Below are 19,844 nucleotides of genomic sequence, written 5' to 3'. Positions count from 1 at the left end.
GGAATTCTCGATGAAGCGCCTCAAGCGCGCGATCAAGGATTTCGCCGACGACTACCAGTCGCTCAAGGCCCTGCTGCTACGTGCCGGAGCCGACGACCGAATGCCGGTGCGGCAGATGGTCGCCCGTCTCGACGAGCTGAGCCACGTGCGACGCATCGTCGACCAGACCTACAAGGCGGCCAAGTACACCCGCAAGCTGCGCAAGCAACTGCATCATTACCGTGATGGTGGCGTAGAGGTCGATGAGAGCGACAGCGCCCGTGACGATGACGATGCGGTCATGCGGATGACCAACGCCGCCACGCCGACGAAGGACGTCGAGTCGTCAGACCGACCCTCCGACCAAGGTGCCGATAGCGCCGAGTCCCAACGGCCATCCGGGTAGTCTTCGCAGCGAGATCACCCACGCTGCCCCGGAGCCGTGCCGGCTGACACCGTGATCTGCCCGGCCGGATGCCTGCCCCCTCAATACCGGTCGCGCCCAGTCACAACGGGAAAAGACCGGCCACGAGCGCAACCGGCTCGATGCCATCAGGGTTCTCGGTGCGATGTCCGCTCACCCAAAAAGAAACCACCGGCTTTCAGGCCGGTGGTTGGGGAGATCCGGGAAATCCACCCGGTCGTGATTCACACTTTTGGACGGTGTCAGTCGAGGTCGCAGCGCCCGGCGTTCATCACCTTGTTCCAGGCCGCCACGAAGTCCCGCACGAACTTCCCTCCCGCATCGTCCTGGGCGTAGGCCTCGGACAGGGCTCGGAGCTGGGAGTTGGAGCCGAAGATCAGGTCCACGCGGGTGCCGGTCCACTTGAGCTCGCCGGTCTCGTGGTCTCGGCCCTCGTACACGTCCTCCTCGGTCGCGCTCGGCCGCCATTCGGTGTTCATGTCGACCAGGTTGACGAAGAAGTCGTTGGTCAGGGCCCCGGGGTCATCGGTGAACACGCCGTGCCGGCTGTCGCCGTAATTGGCATCCAGAACGCGCATGCCGCCGACCAGCACGGTCATCTCAGGGGCAGTCAGACCCAGCAGCTGGGCTCGGTCGACCAGCATTTCCTCGTCGGTGACGGTGAATTTCGCTCGGCGGTAGTTGCGGAAGCCGTCGGCCTCGGGCTCGAGCGGCTCGAAGGATTCGGCGTCGGTCTGTTCGTCGGTCGCGTCGGTGCGCCCCGGGGCGAACGGCACCTCTACCGGATGGCCGGCATCCCAGGCCGCCAGCTCGATCGCCGCCGCGCCGCCAAGCACGATCAGGTCCGCCATCGACACCCGCTTGCCACCGTACTGGGCGTCGTTGAACTCCTTCTGTATACCCTCGAGGGTCTTGAGAACCCGGGAGAGCTGCTCTGGCTGGTTGACCGCCCAATCCTTCTGCGGGACCAGGCGAATGCGCGCACCATTCGCCCCGCCCCGCTTGTCGGAGCCGCGGTAGGTACAGGCGGACGACCAGGCGGTGTACACCAGCTCGGAAACCCCTAAGCCCGCATCGAGGATCTGCGCCTTGAGTTCCTCGGCATCCTGCTCGTCGATCAGCACGTGGTCGACGGGCGGCACCGGGTCCTGCCAGATCAGGTCCTCTTCCGGGACTTCCGGGCCGAGATAGCAGTCCTTCGGGCCCATGTCGCGGTGGGTGAGCTTGAACCAGGCCCGGGCGAAGGCGTCGGCGAACTCCGCCGGGTTCTTGTGGAAGTGCTCGGAGATCTTGCGATACTCCGGGTCCTCGCGCATGGCCATGTCGGCCGTGGTCATCATGATGCCCACCTTGCGGTTCGGATCCTCGGCATCGGGGGCGTGGTCCTTGTCAGCCAGGTTCCTGGGCACCCACTGCCAGGCCCCGGCCGGGCTCTTGGTCAGCTCCCAGTCGTAGCCGAACAGGACGTCGTAATAGGTCATGTCCCACTGGACCGGGGTGGGCGTCCACGAGCCCTCCAGCCCACTGGTGATGGTGTCGCGCCCCTTCCCGCTGCCGTAGCTGCTCTTCCAGCCCAGGCCCATCTCCTCGACGGGTGCGGCCTCCGGCTCGGGCCCGACGAGTGCCGCATCACCCGCCCCGTGCACCTTGCCGAAGGTATGACCGCCGGCAGTCAGCGCCACCGTCTCGTAGTCGTTCATCGCCATCCGCTTGAAGGTCTCGCGAATGTCTCGCGCCGAGGCGAGCGGGTCGGGTTCGCCGTCCGGGCCTTCCGGGTTGACGTAGATCAGCCCCATCTGCACGGCGGCTAGCGGGCTCTCCAGTTCGCGGTCGCCGGAGTACCGACTGCGAGGCTTGTCGCTGGTGGCCAGCCATTCCTCCTCGGCACCCCAGTAGATGTCCTCTTCCGGGGCCCAGATATCCTTGCGCCCCCCGCCGAAACCGAAGGTCTCGAGGCCCATGGACTCCAGCGCCACGTTCCCGGCGAGGATGTAGAGATCCGCCCAGGAGAGCTTGTTGCCGTATTTCTGCTTGACTGGCCACAGCAGGCGTCGGGCCTTGTCCAGGTTGGCGTTGTCGGGCCAGCTGTTGATCGGCGCGAAGCGCTGGTTGCCGGTGGACGCGCCCCCGCGACCATCGGCCGTGCGATACGTGCCGGCGGAATGCCAGGCCATGCGGATCATGAAGGGCCCGTAGTGACCGTAGTCCGCCGGCCACCAGTCCTTGGAGTCGGTCATCAGGTCGGCAAGATCCTGCTTGACGGCTCGCAGGTCGAGTTTCTTGAACGCCTCGGCGTAGTCGAAGTCCGCGCCAAGCGGGTTCGACTGGGGGCCGTGCTGATGCAGAATGCCGAGGTTCAGCTGCTCGGGCCACCAGTCCCGTGCACCGCCGCCACCGCCGCCCATCCGGGTTCGGCTACCGTGCATGACCGGACACTTTCCTGCCGTGTTTTCGCCCATCGTCATCTCCTAGAGGTTCTTGTCGTCATCGGTGGGACCGTCCTCGGACCAGTTCCGGGGAACCCTGCTGATAGCGTGGTGTTCCGCCTCGGAAACGGGGAAAGAAGGCCGCCACTCGACTCTCGAACTTAGGCGACGGATGCGATAGCTGCAAATTGGTTTTACAAACAAAAACAATAGGATGTTCCTATCGTTGTTTGATTGACTGATTTGCTCCCATCGCTACATCACCGGGCCGGAGCGATGACGCCGGACGACCGCCCGTTGCACTGGCGGCAGGAAGCCAGCCGCAGTAGCATCGGTTGGATAGAACCCATCCCGGAATTCCGATGCGCCTGCGCCCCAAACCCGTTCTCTGGACACTCCTGCTGCTCATCCTGCTGGCCTGGGCGGCCATGGGCGCTTGGCATGTGCACAAGCCGCTGCCCGCGGGGCTGGACACGGCCACCGCCTGGATGCCAGCGGAGGACGTGGCCTTTCTCACCGACGTGACCTACACCGCGATCGACGGCGAACGGCGAACAGACCAGGCAATCTTCGACGAGATCCTCCGGCTGGTACGGGGTGCCGAGCACGTTCTCGTACTCGACATGTTCCTGTTCAACGATTTCGCCGGCGAGACGGGCAACGACCACCGCCCCCTGTCCCGGGAACTCACGGAGGCACTGCTGGAACGCAAGGCCGCGCGCCCGGACCTGGACATCCTGCTGATCACCGACCCGGTCAACTCCGTCTACGGCAGCCACGCCCCCGACCACCTCGCAGCCCTCGACGCGGCGGGGATCGAGGTCGTCCTTACCGACCTGACTCGCCTGCGGGATCCCAATCCGCTGTGGTCCGGCCTGTGGCGACTGTGCTGCCGCTGGATGGAGCCCGAGCCGGGCAACGGCTGGCTGCCCAACCCGCTGGGCGACGGCAAGGTCTCGCTGGCCAGCCTGATGCGGCTGCTCAACGTCAAGGCCAATCATCGCAAGACGGTGATCGCCGACCATGACGGCCGCTGGGTCGGCCTGGTGACCTCGGCGAACCCGCACGACGCCAGCAGTCGGCACGGCAACGTGGCGCTGCGTTTTTCCGGTCCGGCTGTGCCCGACCTGCTGGACACGGAGACGGCCGTCGCGAGGATGTCCGGCGTCGAGCCCCTCGAGGTCTCACTGCCGACGACCAGCCCCGCCCCGCCCGTAGAGGACGACGGGGAAGGCGAACTGCGGGTCCTCACCGAGGCCGCCATCCGCGACGCGCTGATCGAACGCATCGGGTCGGCCCGCCGCGGCGAGATGCTGGACCTGGCGATGTTCTATCTTTCCCATCGCGGGGTGATCGAGGCGCTGGTCGCCGCACACGGGCGAGGCGTAAAGTTGCGGGTCCTGCTCGACGCCAACCGCGATGCCTTCGGTCGCGAGAAGGACGGCATTCCCAACCGGCCGGTGGGAATGGAACTGCACCGGGCCGGCATCCCGGTGCGCTGGTGCCACACCGAAGGCGAGCAGTGTCACAGCAAGATCCTGCTGCACCGCGAGACCGGCGGGCGAGCCACCCTGCTGCTCGGCTCGGCCAATTTCACCCGTCGCAACCTCGACAACTACAACCTCGAGACCAACGTCGAGTGGCGGGCCGATGACGATCACCCGGCGATGCTCGATGCCACCCGGTTCTTCGAGACACGCTGGGGAAACGGACGGCAGGCCCTGCACAGCCTGCCCTTCGAGGCCTTCGCCGACGACTCGACCTGGCGGTACTGGCGCTACCGCCTGATGGAAGCCACGGGCCTGTCCGCCTTCTGACCCGCCCGCGTGGCATTCCCGGGTCTCAGTACGGCTCGTAGAGGGCGTCGAAGCCGGCCCTGTCAACCTGCGACAGCCCCATGCGGTCGAACTGGCGCCACATCTCGCGCCAGCGTTCCGGGTCGGCGATGACCGGGGCCACCAGGCGGCGGCAGGTGTCCCGCACGATCGCGTCCATCAGTTCGCTGCGCTCGTCCCCCGTATGGCGGTACCAGATCCGTGCCGCCGATTCCGGATCCTCCCGACACAGTTCCGCGCCCTCGGAAAGGATGCGCGTGAACTCGCTGACCACCTCGGGGTACTCGCGCTGGAAGGATTCCCCGGTGAACAGTTCCAGGGCGGAGAAGTTGGGCAGGCCGACGTCGGTGCTGGAGATGAAGGTCGCCTCCACCCCCAGGTGGCGCGCCTCGACACCCTCGAAGTTCGCGAAGCATAACCAGGCGCCGTGAAAGCCGGCCTGCAGGTTCTTCAGGTGCTCGAAACCGGCCGCCTCGATCTGCACCTGGGAGGGGTCGAATCCCATGTTGTGCTCGCTGCACCAGCGGCCCACGATCTCGCGCGCCAGGTCGTCGGTCACCTCCCCGGCGACTGGCGACGCCACGCGGATGGTCTTCCCCTCCCGGAGGGCCTGCACGCCATCGGGCGTGAGCATCACCCCGCCTTCGGTCTCGAAGAAGCATCCCAGCGCTCGCAGGCCGGGGCGCGGCTCGTCGATCATGTGCAGCGGCTCGTTGCAGGCGAACGCCAGCTTTCCCTCTGCCACCGCCGCCAGCCCGTCGTAGTGATCCGCCGGCTCGACGAGCCGCACGTCCAGACTGGCCTCGCGGAACCAGCCCTTTTCGATCCCGGTGATGAACGGCAGGTGGTCGGGGTTGAGAAACCACTCCAGGCCCACGTCGATTTGCTTCATGTCGCTCTCCTTTCTCGTCAATTCGTGCTCGGTCGCCTGTCACAGGCCGAAGGGATAGGTGTCGGGCATCCCTGCCAGAGCCACACTCTCCATGGGGCGAACGGCCCGTGTCCGGTCGAACCAGATGTACTCGTCGAACTGTCGCGGCAGAGCGGCATGGAAATAGTGACTCTGCCGTTCGCTCTCCGGACGATAGATCACGCCGATGGCCCGTTCGAGTCGCTCCACTAGCAAGCCACGTCGGACCTCCGGATTGGTGGCATCGCTCAGCGGCAAGAGGAAAGCGGTCAAGCCGGTGTCGTGGCAGAGACGCTCATAGCTTCCCTGAAGTGATGGCCGCACCTCCTTGATTTCCATGGGCTCGTCCCAGTTCGACGCCGCGGCCACCGTCCCGGCATCGGTACCGAATCCGACCGAATAGACCTGGTCGCCGAACCGGGCACGACACAGCCGCCCGATATTGAACTCGCCCCGGCGGGACATGTCGGTCGCCTCGGAGTCACCCACGTGCGAGTTGTGCGCCCAGACCACGCAGCGACTGCCTTCACCGTGGTGCCGGAGAAGGTTCTCCAGTGTCGCGAACATGTGCGTGTCACGCATGTTCCAGGCGCTACGCGACCCGTAGAACATCGTGCGATAGTACTCCTCGGCGTTTGCGATCAACCGGGCGTTCTGCATGGCATCCAGGAAACGCTCGCCATCGTGCTCGGCGTATTCCTGGTGACGGGATTGCATGTCCCTAAGCATGGCCAGCACCGGCTCCTCGCAGGTCTCGTAATCCGGGTGGAGCGCCGCCCGGGCATAGGTGGCCGGGTCGGTCTGGAACGGCACGAGGCAGCCGTATCGTTCACGCGCCACCTCGGCGACGGCGGGGTCAACCTCGTCCAGGTAGTCGAGTACCGCACGGATGGAGTTGTACAGGCTGTAGAGGTCGAGCCCGTGGAAGGCCACCCGCCGCTCCGGGTCGAGTTCGGCATTGTGCGCACGCAGCCAGTCGACGAAGCCGCGTACCTCCTCGTTGCGCCACATCCAGACCGGAAAGCGGGCAAAGGCCGTCCACTCCGAGGGCGGGTATTCGGCGTGACGCACGTAGTGATCGATCCGGGCCGCGTCCGGCCAGTCACCCTCGATGGCGACGAAATCGAAGCCCTTCTCCTCGATCAGCGCCTGCGTGATACGTTGGCGCGCGCGGTAGAACTCGGAGGTCCCGTGGGAGGCCTCGCCGAGCAGAACGATCCGGCGGTCGCCGATGCGCGACAGAAGGCCATCGAGCGGCAGGTCGTCGATCGATTCGAACCGTTCCGCTGCCGCGACGATCCCGTCGGCCAGCCGCCGGTCGGCGTCGGAGACACGCCATCGACCGAAGCCACGCTGGCGACGGGGCTCGGCCGACTGCCAGCCCTCCTCGCCCAGAAGCGGGACAAAACCCACGTCGGCCAGGTCCCGGCTGTCGAACTCCTCGTCGGTCAGCCGCGTGACGAGCACCAGTTCCTGCGCTTCCGGGTCGTCGCCCACGGGCATAACCAGGCGCCCGCCGATGGCCAGCTGGCGCTTGAGCGACTCCGGGACAGCCTGGGCCGCAGCGGCCACCAGAATGGCGTCGAACGGGGCCTTCTCCGGCCACCCGCGGCTGCCGTCGTCCACGCGGATCTCGACGTTGTCGATTCCCTCTCCCTTCAGCGCCTGACCCGCCAGCCCGGCCAGTTCGGCAATCCGCTCGACGCTGTAGACCCGGTCGGCGATCCGAGCGAGCACGGCGGCGGCGTAACCGGACCCGGTGCCCACGTCCAGCACGCGCTCGCCACCGGATAGATCGAGCGCATCGATCATCATCGCCACGATCCACGGCTGGGTGATGGTCTGGCCGGCGGCGATGGGCAGGCCCGTGTCCTCGTAGGCGAATTCCCGCAGTTCGGGGGGGACGAACCGCTCGCGTCGGACCTGGCGAAGGGCATCCAGGACCCGTGGCGAGGTGATGCCCCGTCCACGAACCTGGCAGTCGATCATCGATTCGCGGCGTGCCGCGAAGTCGGAGCTCTCCATTCCCATGTCCTCCGCTGCCTGTTTCGCTCAGAGGAGAAGGATAGATGGCTCAGCCGACGATGGCAGGAAGTACTCGCAGGGTCAGGATGTTCCGGACGACGTCCGGGAAGCCGCGCGATGGCGGCGTTTCTCCCGGTACATCGCCTCGTCGGCGACCCGGAGCAGTTCATCGGCATTCGCGCCGTCCCTGGGATGGATGGCCACGCCGATGCTCGCCGAGGTGCGGATGGAATCGCTCCCCCAGTCGATCGGACGGGCGATCGCCTCCCTGAGCTTTTCCGCCACCCGCTCGACGTCCTCGAGCGTCGCCGGGCGAACCAGCAGCACGGCCATCTCGTCACCGCCCAGTCGAGCCACCGTGTCCGTCTCGCGGGTGGCCTCGTTGAGACGCCTGACCACCGTGCGCAGCACCTCGTCACCCGCCTCGTGCCCGTAGTTGTCGTTGACCGGCTTGAAGCCGTCGAGATCGACGTACAGAACGCCGACCAGTTCCTCGTGACGTTCGGCCTCGGCGATGGCCCGGGTCAGGCGCTCACGGAACAGGACGCGGTTGGCCGCACCGGTCAACGGGTCATGGTGGGCCTTGTGCCACATCAACTGCTCCCGGGCGTAGATGCCGGAGATGTCCGAGAACAGACCCACGATCCGTCGCTCACCCCAGTCCAGGGTTAGCGAGGTCAGCGACAGCAGCACCGGCACACGGCGACCACTGCGACCGACAAGCGTGAGCTCGCCTTCCCAGGCCCCCTGGTCCTGCGCCTTTGCCCAGGCCACGGCAAAGTCGTCTCCGCGACGATCGTCCGACCGCTCGAACAGGCTTTCGGCCCTCCTGCCCTGCAGTTCGTCGACATCCAGGCCGGCCTCCCGCTGGAAGGAGGCATTGGTTCGCACGATCCGGCCTGTCGCATCGGCAACGAAGATCGCCTCGTGCGTCGACTCGATGATCGCCGCGGCCTCCATGCGCGTTTCCTCGAACCGCCGGAGCTCGGTGACATCCTGGACGGTACCGATCATGCGCACGAGTGTCCCGGCGTCGTCCATCTCCATCATGCCGCGCTCGAGCACGTGGCGAATCTCACCGTCGGGCCGGACGATGCGGTGCTCGATTTCGTAGGGATCGCCCGTGCGAAAGGAATGGCTCACGGCCTCTTCCACCCGCGCACGATCATCCGGGTGGACGGCTTCCATGAACCGCTCGTGGGTGGGCCTGAAGTCGCCGGGCGAGTAGCCGAAAATGGCGTAGATGCCGTCGGACCAGGTGATGCGGCCGGTGCGCGCATCCGATACCCAGTTACCGATGTGAGCGATGTCCTGGGCCCGCTCGAGGTTGTCGTGTTCCTCTCGCAGGTCGTTCAGCAGGTACTCGCGGAGCTGTGCCCCACGGCGTTCCCGGCGATACAGCACGGCCAGAACGGCGAACACGAGCAACAGCAGCACCGAAGCTACCAACAGCTTCCACCAGAGAAACGACCAGGCGCGCGCGATTTCCGGCACCTCGTAGTAGCGCAGGATGTAGCCACCGGGGCGGTCGGCGATCGTCTCGATGGGCATGAAGGAGATGATCACCGGTGCGGGCGTGCGCGTGACCACCGAGAAGGGCTGCCATTCGGGCATTCGATGCCGCACCGACTCGGCTACCGCGGCGTCGAGTCGCTCGACTCGTTCCTTCGACCAGTCACCCGGGGGCAACAATTCCGGGTGAGCGAAGGGATCCACGCGCAAATCGCGGGCAAACCCGGGATGAAACGGCGCCGAGCCGTAATTACGCTGCTTTTCCTCCGGCCACACCTTCGACTCAACCAGTTCGTCGCTTATCAGCAGCCGGTAAAGGCCGTGGTCCAGCCCGACGTGGTGCATGAGATAGGTCATGAAGGAGAACGACGCCTCTACCGTCCCGACAAACCGCCCCTCGTGTTCCAGCGGGAAGATGTGACGGAAGCCGTTGACGATCCGGCCCTCCTCGAAGCCGGAGACGGCCGTCCGCGTCGAATGGGCCAGACGCAGTCCCTCGCGCACGTCCCAGAGACTGTCGCCGTGCATGCCCGGCCGGTGAAATCGCAGGAAGCTGACCGCATCGGGGAGGTGGAAATGAAGCTGGCAGAATCCGTTGCGCTTCATCCGCTCGTAGACCGGCAAGAGCTGAAGGTAGAGGTCGTCACGGATGCCTGCCAGCTCCTCGGCATCCGATGTCTCTGCGGCGCGTGCCAGCAGCGAAAGCACCTCGGGGTTCCGGAAATTGTCATCGACCACCTGGCGGGCAAGGTTCCCCTGGTAGGTCTGGATCAGTTCGTACTCCATCTCCAGGTGCCCCAGCGCCTCCTTGGCCAGCGAGCGCTGGAGATCGCGGTAGGAGTCGACGAAACTCCAGGCCAGCGCCAGAAAACCGAGCAGCAGGGTGATGGCGACCAGCGTGTGACGCAGGTAGACGCCGGGAACAGAAAAATTCAGAACCATCGATCTCCTTGGAAATGCCGCCCGATTCCCGTGGGCTCTCGAACGTTGCGCCGGCAGCGGGACAGCCACTTGCAGTGAAGTCTAGACCATGGTCCGGGGCCGGCGATGTGGCTTTCCTTCACTATGACCGACTGGGCCGAAAAATACAGGGCGAGCACCACACGCGACATCGGACCGACGGGCCGATCGGCCACCGTGGGCTTGGCAAGGCCGTCCGAGCATTGGATCATGCCGCATGCCGTCTGGATACCGCGGCCAACCTTCATCCACCCCGGACAGAACACAGGAAAGGCAGAACACTCGATGTCGTACCTCAAGGATTTTCCCAACGAAGAAGGCTACTTCGGTGAATTCGGGGGCGCTTTCCTCCCGCCCGAGCTCGAACCCCACTTCGCCGAGATCAATCGCGCCTACCTTCGGCTGATGCGCTCGGCCGACTTCCTCAACGAGTTGCGCTACATCCGCAAGCATTACCAGGGACGCCCCACCCCGGTCTACTACGCGCACAATCTCAGCGCCGATGTCGGCGCCCACATCTATTTCAAGCGCGAGGATCTCAACCACTCGGGCGCGCACAAGCTCAACCACTGCATGGGCGAGGCACTGCTGGCCAAGCACATGGGCAAGAAAAAGCTGATCGCCGAGACCGGCGCCGGCCAGCACGGCGTGGCTTTGGCGACCGCGGCGGCCTACTTCGGCATGGAATGCGAGATCCACATGGGCGAGATCGACATCGCCAAGGAAGCACCCAACGTCACGCGCATGAAGCTTCTCGGGGCCAACGTGGTGCCGGTGGGCTTCGGCGGCAGGAGCCTCAAGGAAGCGGTCGATTCGGCCTTCCAGAGCTACCTCTCGCAGGCCGACGAGGCGATTTTCGCAATCGGCTCGGTGGTCGGCCCGCATCCGTTCCCCAAGATGGTGCGCAACTTCCAGTCAGTGATGGGCATTGAGGCGCGCGAGCAGTACCTGGAGATGACGGGCGAGTTGCCGGACCACGTCACCGCCTGCGTCGGTGGCGGGTCCAACGCGCTCGGGCTGTTCTCGGGTTTCATCGACGATGACGACGTGCAACTGCACGGCATCGAGCCGCTGGGCAAGGGAACCGAAATCGGCCAGCACTCGGCCACCATGACCTTCGGCAAGCCGGGGATGATCCACGGCTTCAAGTGCCTGCTGCTGGCTGACGAGGAAGGCAACCCGGCACCGGTGCACTCGATCGCCTCGGGGCTGGACTACCCCGGCGTGGGACCGGAGCACTCGTACCTCAAGACCTCCGGCCGGGTGAACTACCACGCGATCAGCGACGACGAAACGTTGGACGCCTTCTACAAGATCTCGCGGCGCGAGGGCATCATCCCGGCTCTGGAGTCCGCCCATGCGATCGCCTGGGCGATGAAGTTCGGTCGCGAGAACCCCGGCACCACCATCCTCGCCAACCTCTCGGGCCGTGGCGACAAGGACATCGACTACGTCACGGAGAACTTCGGTCATGGCTGAGCGTGGCGACATCGAGACACGCGCGGCAGCCATCGGACCGCCGGGGTCGCCCACGGCACTCCGGATCCTGCTGCTCGGCTCCGGCGAACTGGGCAAGGAGGTCGCCATCGAGGCCCAGCGCCTCGGCATCGAGGTGATCGCGGTCGACCGCTACACCAATGCCCCTGCCATGCAGGTCGCCCACCGGTCCCACGTGATCGACATGCTCGACGGGGCCGCCTTGAGAAGCGTGATCATCCAGGAGAACCCTGCGCTGATCGTCCCGGAGATCGAGGCGATCGCGACCGCCACCCTGGTCGAGCTCGAGACCGAGGGCTTTGTCGTCACGCCCAACGCGCGCGCCGCGCGCCTGACCATGGACCGCGAGGGAATCCGTCGACTGGCCGCCGACACGCTCGACCTGCCCACCAGCCGCTTCGCCTTCGCCGAGACCGAAGAACAGTACCGGGCGGCGATCGATTCCATCGGCCTGCCCTGCGTGGTCAAGCCGGTGATGAGCTCGTCGGGCAAGGGCCAGTCGCTGGTCCGGGAACCCGCCGAGGCCACGCCGGCCTGGGAGTACGCCCAGGCCGGCGGTCGTGCCGGGCGCGGACGCGTGATCGTCGAGTCGTTCATCGACTTCGACTACGAGATCACCATGCTGACGATCCGTCACCGCGACGGCATCACCCTCTGTCCGCCGATCGGTCACACCCAGGTCGACGGGGACTACCGCGAGAGCTGGCAACCGCACCCGATGAGCGAGACGGCCCTGGCGCGGGCCGGCGAAACCGCCCGTGCCATCGTCGAGGAACTGGGGGGATACGGCATCTTCGGCGTCGAGCTGTTCGTCAAGGACGACCAGGTCTGGTTCAGCGAGGTCTCCCCGCGGCCACACGACACGGGGCTGGTGACGCTCGTCTCCCAGGACCTCTCCGAGTTCGCCCTGCACCTGCGCGCCATGACGGGGTTGCCGATCCCTGCCGTCCGCCAGCTCGGGCCGGCCGCGTCCTGTGCGGTCGTACGCGAGGGGGAGACCGACCAGCCGACGATCACCGGGCTGGCCGCGGCACTGGCCGAGCCGGACACCCAGTTCCGCCTGTTCGGCAAACCGTTCATTCATGGCAAGCGCCGACTCGGCGTCGCGCTGGCGCGGGGAGAGACCATCGAGGCGGCGCGTGAATGCGCCCGCCGCGCGGCCGGATCGATACGCCTGAAGTCATGAGAACGGACCCTGGCTCGTGAACCATACTCCGGGAACATCGAGGACAGAGGGCATGCGCCGATGAACACACGCCAGAGCATCCGACTGGACGGCAGTGGCGGACGGACCGGGCCACAGCGGAAGCCGGTCGGGACATGGTCCCGCTTGAACTGGGACGACGCGGACGACCGGGCCTGGCTCGAGACCGAGTCCGGCGTGGACGAACTGGTTGCCGACAGCCTGCTGGCCGAGGACACACGCCCTCGGGTGGTGGAGCACGACAACGGCCTGCTCCTGATAGTCCGCGGCGTGAACCTCAACGCGGGCAAGCGCCCCGAGGACATGATCTCGCTGCGCCTCTGGTTCGACGGGGAGCAGTTGATCAGCACCTCGCGCTACCCCCTGCGCACCGTCGACGAACTGGCTCGCCGGCTCGAGGAAGGCACGGGGCCGGCGACGTTGGCCGAACTGCTGATGGAGCTGATCGAGGGGCTGGCCGAACGCACAGACGAGCTGATCGAGTCGATCGAGGAAGAAGTGGACGAGCTCGAGGCGGCCCTGCTGGATGGAGCGGACCGGGAGTTGCGGGACCGGATCGGACAGATCCGTCGAACCATCATCGTCATCCGCCGCTACCTCGCCCCGCAGCGTGACGCCCTGGCCCGCCTGTCGACCATCAACCGCCCGCTACTGGCCGATCTCGACCGCGGCCGCATCCGCGAGCAGGCCGACGCGCTCACCCGCCTGGTCGAGGACCTGGACATGGCCCGCGAACGCGGCGGCATGATCCACGAGCAGTTGCTGACCCGGCTGTCCGATCAGCTCAACACCCGGATGTACCTGCTCTCGATCGTCGCGGCCATCTTCCTGCCGCTCGGGTTCATCACGGGACTGTTCGGCATCAACGTCGGCGGCATGCCGTGGGTGGAAACGGACATGGGCTTCTGGTGGGTCATGCTACTGATCCTGGCCATCGGTGCGGGGCTGGGCGTCTGGCTCAGGGGACGACGCTGGTTCTAGGAGTGCCCAGCGGACCCATGACTCAACCGAGCGCCACGTCCAGCACCATCATCACGACGAAACCGCCCATCAGCCCCATGGTGGCAGAATCCGCGTTGCCGCTGCGCTGGGCCTCGGGAATGACCTCCTCGACGACGACAAAGATCATTGCGCCAGCAGCGAAGGCCAGCGCATAGGGCAGGATCGGCTCCCAGAACAGCACGGCCGCCGCGCCGATCACCCCCGCGATCGGCTCGACCACGCCGGATAGCTGGCCGTACCAGAAGCTTTTGAACTTACCCATTCCCTCCCGACGCAGCGGCATGGCCACCGCCATGCCTTCCGGGAAGTTCTGGATGCCGATGCCGATGGCGAGCGCCACGGCGGCACCGAGGCTGGCGTTGTCGAAGCCGTAGGCCAGTGCGCCGAAGGCCACCCCGATGGCCAACCCCTCGGGAATGTTGTGCAGGGTGATGGCCAGCACCAGCAGGGTCGTACGTCGCCACTGGGTCGAAACCCCTTCGGCCTCCTCCATCGGGGCATTGAGGTGCAAGTGGGGCAGGATGACGTCGGCCAGGCGCAGGAAGACCGCCCCGAGCAGGAAACCGACCGCGGCGGGAAACCAGGCGGGAACGGCCAGATCGCCCGCCATCTCGATCGACGGGGCGAGCAGCGACCAGTAACTCGCCGCGATCATCACCCCACCGGTAAACCCCAGCAGGATGTCCAGCAGTCGGCGATTCTCCCGATCCGTGAAGAACACGGGCAAGGCGCCGGCGGCGGTCATCCCCCAGGTAAACAGGGTCGCCACCAACGCCTGGGTGATGGGAGAGGCCGTGACGAAGGCCTCGATGAGATTGTCGAGGGTCTCGATGATCAACGCCGTTCCGAGCTCCGTGTGTCAGGGGAAAACCGGGCTACCGGACGAACCCGACGTAGGCGAACAGCAAGCCCAGCAACCCGATCGCCCAGGGATAGCCGACCACGACCGGCCCGCGGTAGACACGCCGGGTGAATGCGACAACCTGTCGCGGCACGGCGATCAGCACCACGCCCTTGATCAGGGCCAGCCACCCGGCCAGCGTTACCAGAACGTACCAGTCGACCTGCCAGCGATTGTGGAAGTGGATGATCAGCATCCCGAAAACCAGGGCGAGAAAGCCGGAAAGGTAGGTGCTCGCCGTATTGCGATACAACTCGTCGAGCAGGTTCTCGTAGTGGTGCCGATTGAGCAGCAGGCCCACGGCAAAGGCCAGATAAGCAATCGCGATGATGCGGGCGATAAGCGTGGTGACTTCCATGAGACGACTCCTGACGTTCTGCCGCGCGGTACCCGCGGTTCACTGGTCCCTGCGACCGGCCCGGTTCCTTCGCTTGGTTCACCGTCCACCAGTAATCATGGCAGGAATGACAGACCGCGTGGGACGACGGTGGTCCAATCGAGGCAAGCGATTGCACATCAGGATGTTACCGCATCCTTGGCAGGCACACCCCGGGGGCGCCGTCTACACTCGATCGTGCAACAGGCGATTGAATGTGAACCGATTCAGGAGGGAATGCCATGAGTGAGCATGTACTGAAGGTAATCGAGGTGCTGGCCGAATCCGAGACGTCCTGGGAAGATGCCGCCAACCAGGCCATCCAGCGGGCTGGCCGGACCGTGGACAACATCAAGTCCGTCTACATCAAGAACTTCGAGGCGAAGGTCGAGAACGACCGCATCGTCCAGTACCGCATCAACGCGAAGATCACCTTTCAGCTCAAGTAAGCCGGGCCGGCCTCACGGGCCGGCTTTCCTTCACGTCATCCACCACTCGATCCCATTCGAGCGCCCGCGAACCGCACTCCGCCACCAATTGCCCTTGCCGCTTTCGGCCAGGTACGGGCCCAGCTCAGTGCTCCGCGGCCAGCTTGTCGGTCCGGGCGGCCATGACGAAGTCGTTGCGGTGCAGCCCGCGGATCTTGTGACTCCACCAGGTGACCGTCACCCGACCCCACTCGGTGAGCAATGCCGGGTGATGGCCCTCCTCCTCGGCCATCTCGCCGACGCGATTGGTAAACGCCAGCGCATCGGCGAAATTGTCGAACCCGAACACCCGCTCGAGCTGTCGAACGCCGTCCCGCGTGATCACCTGCCAGCCGTCAGCGATCTCCTTCTGCAGGGCGGTGATCTGGTTGTCGTCCAGTCGGGGGGCGTCGGCCCGGCAGGCCTCGCAGTGGTCGCTTGCCAGTCCGGTCATGTCCTGTTCCTCTTCTTCTCGCAGCGGTGAACGTGTGCCGAGCTTAGACAGGGGAAAGGCCGGCGTCGAGCACTGTCCTCGCCTGACCGGGCATGTTAGGTTGGTTAGCTACCTATCTAGTCACACGTCACCCCGGGTGCACCATGAACGAGCTTGACCTCCACCGTCGCCAGGGCCTGATCCTGATGGCCGTTGCCGTGTTGAGCATCCCGATGGCTGACACCATCGCCAAATGGCTTTCAACCAGCCTGTCGGTGGGCGAGATCGCCTGGTTCCGCTTCGTCTACCAGACCCTGTTCCTGCTGCCCCTGCTGGGTCTCTACCGTCATCTCGGCCGCCCCACCGGAGTCCACCTCTGGCTGGGGATGCTGATCGCCGGCGCGATCCTGTTCCTGTTCTGGGGACTGGCGCACCTACCGCTGGCCAACAACATCGCGCTGTTCTTCATCGAACCCTTGATCCTCGTGGTCTTCTCCGCGGTCTTCCTCGGCGAACGCATCACCACCCGCCGCTGGATCGGCGTCATCGGGGGGCTTGTCGGGGCGCTGGTGATCCTGCGGCCGAACTGGAGCGCCTACGGCACCGCGTCACTGCTTCCGATCGCGGCGGCCACCTGTTTCGCCGCCTACCTTACGGTGACCCGCGCCCGCATCCGCACGCCGAAACCGCGTGACGCCCTGGCTCTGCAACTCTGGGTAGGCATCGCCGCAGGCCTCGTCATGAGCGCCTTTTTGCTGATCGGCCAGTCCGACGACTGGACCATCGCGGCATGGCAGACTCCCGTTGGGGCACAGTGGTTCTGGCTCGCCGCGGCCGGTGGGCTGGCCGCCTTCGCCCACGTGCTGATCGCCATGGCATTCGCCCGCAGTGATGCCAGCCTGCTCGCGCCCCTGCAGTATCTCGAGATCTTCGGCGCGACCCTGCTCGGCTGGCTGGTGTTCGCCGAGTGGCCGGATGCCTTCACCATCCTCGGCGGACTGGTCATCATCGCCTCCGGGCTGGTCGTCGTGCGCGAACGGCCGGTGGATGCCCACCCGTGAGCCCTCATCCGGTCAAGGTTCGGTAACAAAAAAATCCCGCCGGGTCGGCGGGATCTTCTCGCGATACCGAAGGGCTCGTGTCAGGCGCTTTCCATGTCGGCGCTGTACTTGCCCTCGCTGGCCAGCCCGTTGAACTTCGCCCGCTTGAAGGCCCGTTTCTGCGCTTCCTCGGCATTCGCCGACTCGCCCTTCCAGTAACCGAGGGCCGGGCCCTGGATGGCGCGGGCATAGGAAAAGGTCAGCGGCCAGGGCAGCCGGTCGCCATGACGCTGGTGCATGGCGTTGAGGTGGGCGGTGGACTCCTCCACGCCCTGTCCGCCGGACAGGAACACCACGCCCCCCAGGGCGGCCGGCACGGTGCGGAGCAGGGTCTCGACGGTGCGATCGGCCACTTCCTCGACGCCGGCACGACTGGCCGCGTCCTTGCCGGAGATCACCATGCTGGTCTTGAGGATCACGCCCTCGAGCATGACGTTCTGGTGATAGAGCTGTCGGAAGACCTCGTTGAGCTCCTCCTCGGTAACGCGCTCGCAGGTGTCGATGTCGTGATCACCGTCGATCAGCACCTCCGGCTCGATGATCGGCACCAGCCCACCTTCCTGGCACAGCGCGGCGTAGCGGGCCAGCGCGTGGGCGTTGGCCTCGATGCAGCCTCGGGTCGGACGACCGTCTCGGCCGATGGTGATCACCGCGCGCCACTTGGCGAAGCGGGCGCCCATCCCGTAGTACTCGGCGATCCGCTCGCGCAGGCCGTCGAGGCCCTCGGTGACCTTCTCGCCGTCCGAGCCGGCCAGCGGCTTGGCGCCGGTATCCACCTTGATGCCGACGACCTGCCCACGCTCGCGCATCACGTCGATGAACGACTTGCCATCGGCCGTCGACTGACGGATGGTCTCGTCGTAGAGGATCGCACCGCTGACGTATGTCTCCAGATCGGGAGTGGTAAGCAGCAGTTCCCGGTACTGGCGGCGCTTTTCCTCGGACGGGTCGATGCCCACCGCCTCGAACCGCTTGTTGCAGGTGCCGTTGCTCTCGTCGATGGCGAGAATCCCCTTGCCCGGGGCGACCATCGCCCTGGCGGTCTGGATCAGTTCGTCGGCCTTCTCGGGACGATAGGTTGTCATGCGCGAACTCCTTGATTCCATGTTTGAAATCGTATCGATGGATTAGGCAAAGGAACGCCCATGACCATAGTCTCTCGACCGGTGGGGTTTCAAACCGCTACAGGTACGCCCCGCCCCCGCCGATGACGATGCTGATCACTCCAAGCCACAGGATGACGTGCACCAGCCGACGGATCCGCGGGATCGCCTCGCCGCCGCGCTGCCAGTCCTCGGCCGCGACTGCGGCGTGAAGCTGCCGATACGGACCGAAGGCCAGCACTGCAAACGCAATGATCGTCAGCCAGCCGAAAAGCTGCATCCCGTGCAGGTAACCCGGCGAGGCGAAGCCGCCGAAGGCCGAGAACAACAACCCGTAGCCGCTGACCAGCAAGACGGCAATCAGCACCCAGACCCAGCGAAAGAACCGGGTGAACACGCGATCCCATAGCGTGACCCGGTCCGGACCCGAAAGAAATCCCACCGACGGGCGGAGGATCACGTAGGCATAAAACACCCCACCGATCCACAACACCGCCGAGAGCAGATGAATCACCTTGAGCAATCCGGTCATCACGTCATTTACCCCCTACTGGATCAACGGCTCGTCTGTCGCGAACGGGTCACGGTTTCGTAGGCCTTCTGGATTTCCTGGGTGCGCTCCTTGGCCAGTTCCACCATGGAATCCGGCAGCCCCTTGGCGATCAGCTTGTCCGGATGATGTTCGCTCATCAGCTTACGGTAGGCGCGTTTGACCTCGGCGTCACTGGCGGTCTTCTCCACGCCGAGCGCACGGTACGCATTCTCCAGCGCCTCGGCGGTCGTCGGCGCCCCCGGGCCGTGCTGGTAATGACCGGCAAGCAGGGCCTCAAGGCGGGCAAAGTCGGTCTCGGAAACACCCAAGGCCTGCGCGATTCGCAGCAGGGCTTCCCGCTCCGCCGGATCGACCCGACCGTCGGCGAAGGCCACCTGGATCTGGATCTCGAGGAAGACGCGCAGCAGGGTCGGTTGGCTCCCGCACACCTGCACGAAACGCCGGATGGTCGCGTCGGGGTCGAACCCGGATGCCTTGCCACGATTGAAGGCCCGGATGGCCTCGCGCCGCCGGGCCTTCGTCAGGCGCATCTGCGTCATCACCGCCTCGGTGGCGCGGATCTCGGCCTCGCTGACCCGCCCGTCCGCCTTGCTGACGAACCCGAGGGTAGTGAAGGTGGTGTCGAAGAAGCTCTTCTGTACCTGCAGCAATTGCCCGCCAACCCGCTTGACGCGGCCCAGGAACCGGTCGAGAAAATGACCGAGGATCAAACCGACCCCGCCGCCGATCCAGCCGAACATCCAGAAGCCGAGCCCGGCCCCCACCACTTTTCCAATCCAGGACATGCGACTCCCCGTCAATGCATCTGCCTTGCAGTTTGCCAAAAACCGCGGCGCGACGGTCGCTCCATTCACAGGATGGCGCCGGATTCGCTCCGCCTCCTGAGCCGCCGAGCGGCATCGCTCGCCATGCTGGCCAGCGCCGAACGACGACAGACGGCATCCCGGAGCCTAGGATCTGGGTAGAAACCCGTGCAGCGACTGACCCCGGTCGCATGTCTCGCAACCGCTGACCCGGGGGTCCCATGACGGAACACGACGATCGCACTCCGAACTATCGTGAAAACAGCCTGAGCCTGGTGGGAGCCGTCGCGCTTGGCACCGGGGTCATGATCGGGGCCGGGATCTTCGCCCTGAC

At 65.6% G+C, this 19,844-nt stretch carries 17 protein-coding genes; 7 read left to right on the top strand and 10 right to left on the bottom strand.

Annotated elements, in window-relative coordinates; all coding sequences use genetic code 11:
- On the top strand, window positions 1–385 hold a 385-nt coding region (locus tag ACESL5_RS02645), incomplete at its 5' end, for a hypothetical protein (protein ID WP_372591233.1).
- A gap of 260 nt (window positions 386–645) precedes the next feature.
- Here the strand turns inward: ACESL5_RS02645 and katG are convergent.
- Window positions 646–2,868, bottom strand: a complete 2,223-nt coding sequence (katG, locus tag ACESL5_RS02640) for a catalase/peroxidase HPI (RefSeq protein WP_372591232.1) — start codon at window positions 2,866–2,868, stop codon at window positions 646–648.
- A 323-nt stretch (window positions 2,869–3,191) separates the two neighbouring features.
- Between katG and ACESL5_RS02635 the strand changes: the two genes are divergently transcribed.
- Window positions 3,192–4,646 carry a phospholipase D family protein gene (locus tag ACESL5_RS02635; protein ID WP_372591231.1) on the top strand — a complete coding sequence of 485 codons (1,455 nt, stop codon included), beginning with the start codon at window positions 3,192–3,194 and terminating at the stop codon, window positions 4,644–4,646.
- A 25-nt stretch (window positions 4,647–4,671) separates the two neighbouring features.
- Here ACESL5_RS02635 and ACESL5_RS02630 read toward each other — a convergent pair whose 3' ends face one another.
- The 3 genes from ACESL5_RS02630 to ACESL5_RS02620 all read right to left on the bottom strand — a co-directional run bounded on the left by ACESL5_RS02630 (window position 4,672) and on the right by ACESL5_RS02620 (window position 10,053).
- Window positions 4,672–5,556: an ABC transporter substrate-binding protein gene (locus ACESL5_RS02630; protein ID WP_372591230.1), complete on the bottom strand. Its 885-nt coding sequence runs from the start codon at window positions 5,554–5,556 to the stop codon at window positions 4,672–4,674.
- Window positions 5,557–5,595: 39 nt separating this feature from the next.
- Window positions 5,596–7,599 carry a protein-L-isoaspartate(D-aspartate) O-methyltransferase gene (locus ACESL5_RS02625; RefSeq protein WP_372591229.1) on the bottom strand — a complete coding sequence of 668 codons (2,004 nt, stop codon included), beginning with the start codon at window positions 7,597–7,599 and terminating at the stop codon, window positions 5,596–5,598.
- Window positions 7,600–7,680: 81 nt separating this feature from the next.
- The gene (locus ACESL5_RS02620; protein WP_372591228.1) at window positions 7,681–10,053 is read right to left on the bottom strand and encodes a diguanylate cyclase domain-containing protein; all 2,373 of its coding nucleotides are present in this window, start codon (window positions 10,051–10,053) and stop codon (window positions 7,681–7,683) included.
- Window positions 10,054–10,356: 303 nt separating this feature from the next.
- Between ACESL5_RS02620 and trpB the strand changes: the two genes are divergently transcribed.
- From trpB to ACESL5_RS02605, 3 genes are all read left to right on the top strand, one after another.
- A complete protein-coding gene (gene trpB, locus ACESL5_RS02615; RefSeq protein WP_372591227.1) occupies window positions 10,357–11,550 on the top strand; it encodes a tryptophan synthase subunit beta in 1,194 nt (397 codons plus the stop codon).
- Window positions 11,543–12,754 (top strand): formate-dependent phosphoribosylglycinamide formyltransferase, encoded by a 1,212-nt coding sequence (gene purT, locus ACESL5_RS02610; RefSeq protein ID WP_372591226.1) that lies wholly within the window; start codon window positions 11,543–11,545, stop codon window positions 12,752–12,754. The genes trpB and purT overlap by 8 nt, the downstream gene beginning before the upstream one ends.
- Window positions 12,755–12,898: 144 nt before the next feature.
- Window positions 12,899–13,753 carry a zinc transporter ZntB gene (locus ACESL5_RS02605; protein WP_372591225.1) on the top strand — a complete coding sequence of 285 codons (855 nt, stop codon included), beginning with the start codon at window positions 12,899–12,901 and terminating at the stop codon, window positions 13,751–13,753.
- Window positions 13,754–13,775: 22 nt separating this feature from the next.
- Here ACESL5_RS02605 and ACESL5_RS02600 read toward each other — a convergent pair whose 3' ends face one another.
- Entirely contained in the window at window positions 13,776–14,612 is an 837-nt protein-coding gene (locus ACESL5_RS02600; protein ID WP_372591224.1) for a ZIP family metal transporter, read from the bottom strand.
- A 37-nt stretch (window positions 14,613–14,649) separates the two neighbouring features.
- The gene (locus ACESL5_RS02595) at window positions 14,650–15,033 is read right to left on the bottom strand and encodes a hypothetical protein (protein ID WP_372591223.1); all 384 of its coding nucleotides are present in this window, start codon (window positions 15,031–15,033) and stop codon (window positions 14,650–14,652) included.
- Window positions 15,034–15,293: 260 nt separating this feature from the next.
- Here ACESL5_RS02595 and ACESL5_RS02590 point away from each other — a divergent pair, with 260 nt between their 5' ends.
- Window positions 15,294–15,500 (top strand): dodecin family protein, encoded by a 207-nt coding sequence (locus ACESL5_RS02590; RefSeq protein WP_372591222.1) that lies wholly within the window; start codon window positions 15,294–15,296, stop codon window positions 15,498–15,500.
- A 124-nt stretch (window positions 15,501–15,624) separates the two neighbouring features.
- Here ACESL5_RS02590 and ACESL5_RS02585 read toward each other — a convergent pair whose 3' ends face one another.
- Window positions 15,625–15,972, bottom strand: coding sequence for a 4a-hydroxytetrahydrobiopterin dehydratase (locus ACESL5_RS02585; protein ID WP_372591221.1), 348 nt, complete (start codon window positions 15,970–15,972; stop codon window positions 15,625–15,627).
- A 143-nt stretch (window positions 15,973–16,115) separates the two neighbouring features.
- Here ACESL5_RS02585 and ACESL5_RS02580 point away from each other — a divergent pair, with 143 nt between their 5' ends.
- Window positions 16,116–17,012, top strand: coding sequence for a DMT family transporter (locus ACESL5_RS02580; protein ID WP_372591220.1), 897 nt, complete (start codon window positions 16,116–16,118; stop codon window positions 17,010–17,012).
- A gap of 80 nt (window positions 17,013–17,092) precedes the next feature.
- Here the strand turns inward: ACESL5_RS02580 and ACESL5_RS02575 are convergent, their stop codons facing one another.
- From ACESL5_RS02575 to djlA, 3 genes are all read right to left on the bottom strand, one after another.
- Window positions 17,093–18,136 carry a class I fructose-bisphosphate aldolase gene (locus tag ACESL5_RS02575; protein ID WP_372591219.1) on the bottom strand — a complete coding sequence of 348 codons (1,044 nt, stop codon included), beginning with the start codon at window positions 18,134–18,136 and terminating at the stop codon, window positions 17,093–17,095.
- Between the two features lie 97 nt (window positions 18,137–18,233).
- Window positions 18,234–18,686, bottom strand: a complete 453-nt coding sequence (locus tag ACESL5_RS02570; RefSeq protein ID WP_372591218.1) for a CopD family protein — start codon at window positions 18,684–18,686, stop codon at window positions 18,234–18,236.
- A gap of 23 nt (window positions 18,687–18,709) precedes the next feature.
- The gene (gene djlA / locus ACESL5_RS02565) at window positions 18,710–19,492 is read right to left on the bottom strand and encodes a co-chaperone DjlA (RefSeq protein WP_372591217.1); all 783 of its coding nucleotides are present in this window, start codon (window positions 19,490–19,492) and stop codon (window positions 18,710–18,712) included.
- Window positions 19,493–19,844: the final 352 nt, after the last annotated feature.

The organism is Guyparkeria sp. (assembly GCF_041687595.1).
Classification (GTDB): domain Bacteria; phylum Pseudomonadota; class Gammaproteobacteria; order Halothiobacillales; family Halothiobacillaceae; genus Guyparkeria.
Note: the sequence above shows the minus strand (reverse complement) of the source record. Positions and strands in the feature narration are given on the sequence as shown.

What these genes read in the sequence shown, in the direction of transcription:
- katG (WP_372591232.1), bottom strand. Translation starts at nt 2,868, where the DNA reads ATGACGATGGGCGAAAACACGGCAGGAAAGTGTCCGGTCATGCACGGT.
- ACESL5_RS02575 (WP_372591219.1), bottom strand. Translation starts at nt 18,136, where the DNA reads ATGACAACCTATCGTCCCGAGAAGGCCGACGAACTGATCCAGACCGCC.
- trpB (WP_372591227.1), top strand. Translation starts at nt 10,357, where the DNA reads ATGTCGTACCTCAAGGATTTTCCCAACGAAGAAGGCTACTTCGGTGAA.
- djlA (WP_372591217.1), bottom strand. Translation starts at nt 19,492, where the DNA reads ATGTCCTGGATTGGAAAAGTGGTGGGGGCCGGGCTCGGCTTCTGGATG.
- ACESL5_RS02630 (WP_372591230.1), bottom strand. Translation starts at nt 5,556, where the DNA reads ATGAAGCAAATCGACGTGGGCCTGGAGTGGTTTCTCAACCCCGACCAC.
- ACESL5_RS02625 (WP_372591229.1), bottom strand. Translation starts at nt 7,599, where the DNA reads ATGGAGAGCTCCGACTTCGCGGCACGCCGCGAATCGATGATCGACTGC.
- ACESL5_RS02580 (WP_372591220.1), top strand. Translation starts at nt 16,116, where the DNA reads ATGAACGAGCTTGACCTCCACCGTCGCCAGGGCCTGATCCTGATGGCC.
- ACESL5_RS02570 (WP_372591218.1), bottom strand. Translation starts at nt 18,686, where the DNA reads ATGACCGGATTGCTCAAGGTGATTCATCTGCTCTCGGCGGTGTTGTGG.
- ACESL5_RS02635 (WP_372591231.1), top strand. Translation starts at nt 3,192, where the DNA reads ATGCGCCTGCGCCCCAAACCCGTTCTCTGGACACTCCTGCTGCTCATC.
- ACESL5_RS02585 (WP_372591221.1), bottom strand. Translation starts at nt 15,972, where the DNA reads ATGACCGGACTGGCAAGCGACCACTGCGAGGCCTGCCGGGCCGACGCC.
- purT (WP_372591226.1), top strand. Translation starts at nt 11,543, where the DNA reads ATGGCTGAGCGTGGCGACATCGAGACACGCGCGGCAGCCATCGGACCG.
- ACESL5_RS02595 (WP_372591223.1), bottom strand. Translation starts at nt 15,033, where the DNA reads ATGGAAGTCACCACGCTTATCGCCCGCATCATCGCGATTGCTTATCTG.
- ACESL5_RS02590 (WP_372591222.1), top strand. Translation starts at nt 15,294, where the DNA reads ATGAGTGAGCATGTACTGAAGGTAATCGAGGTGCTGGCCGAATCCGAG.
- ACESL5_RS02620 (WP_372591228.1), bottom strand. Translation starts at nt 10,053, where the DNA reads ATGGTTCTGAATTTTTCTGTTCCCGGCGTCTACCTGCGTCACACGCTG.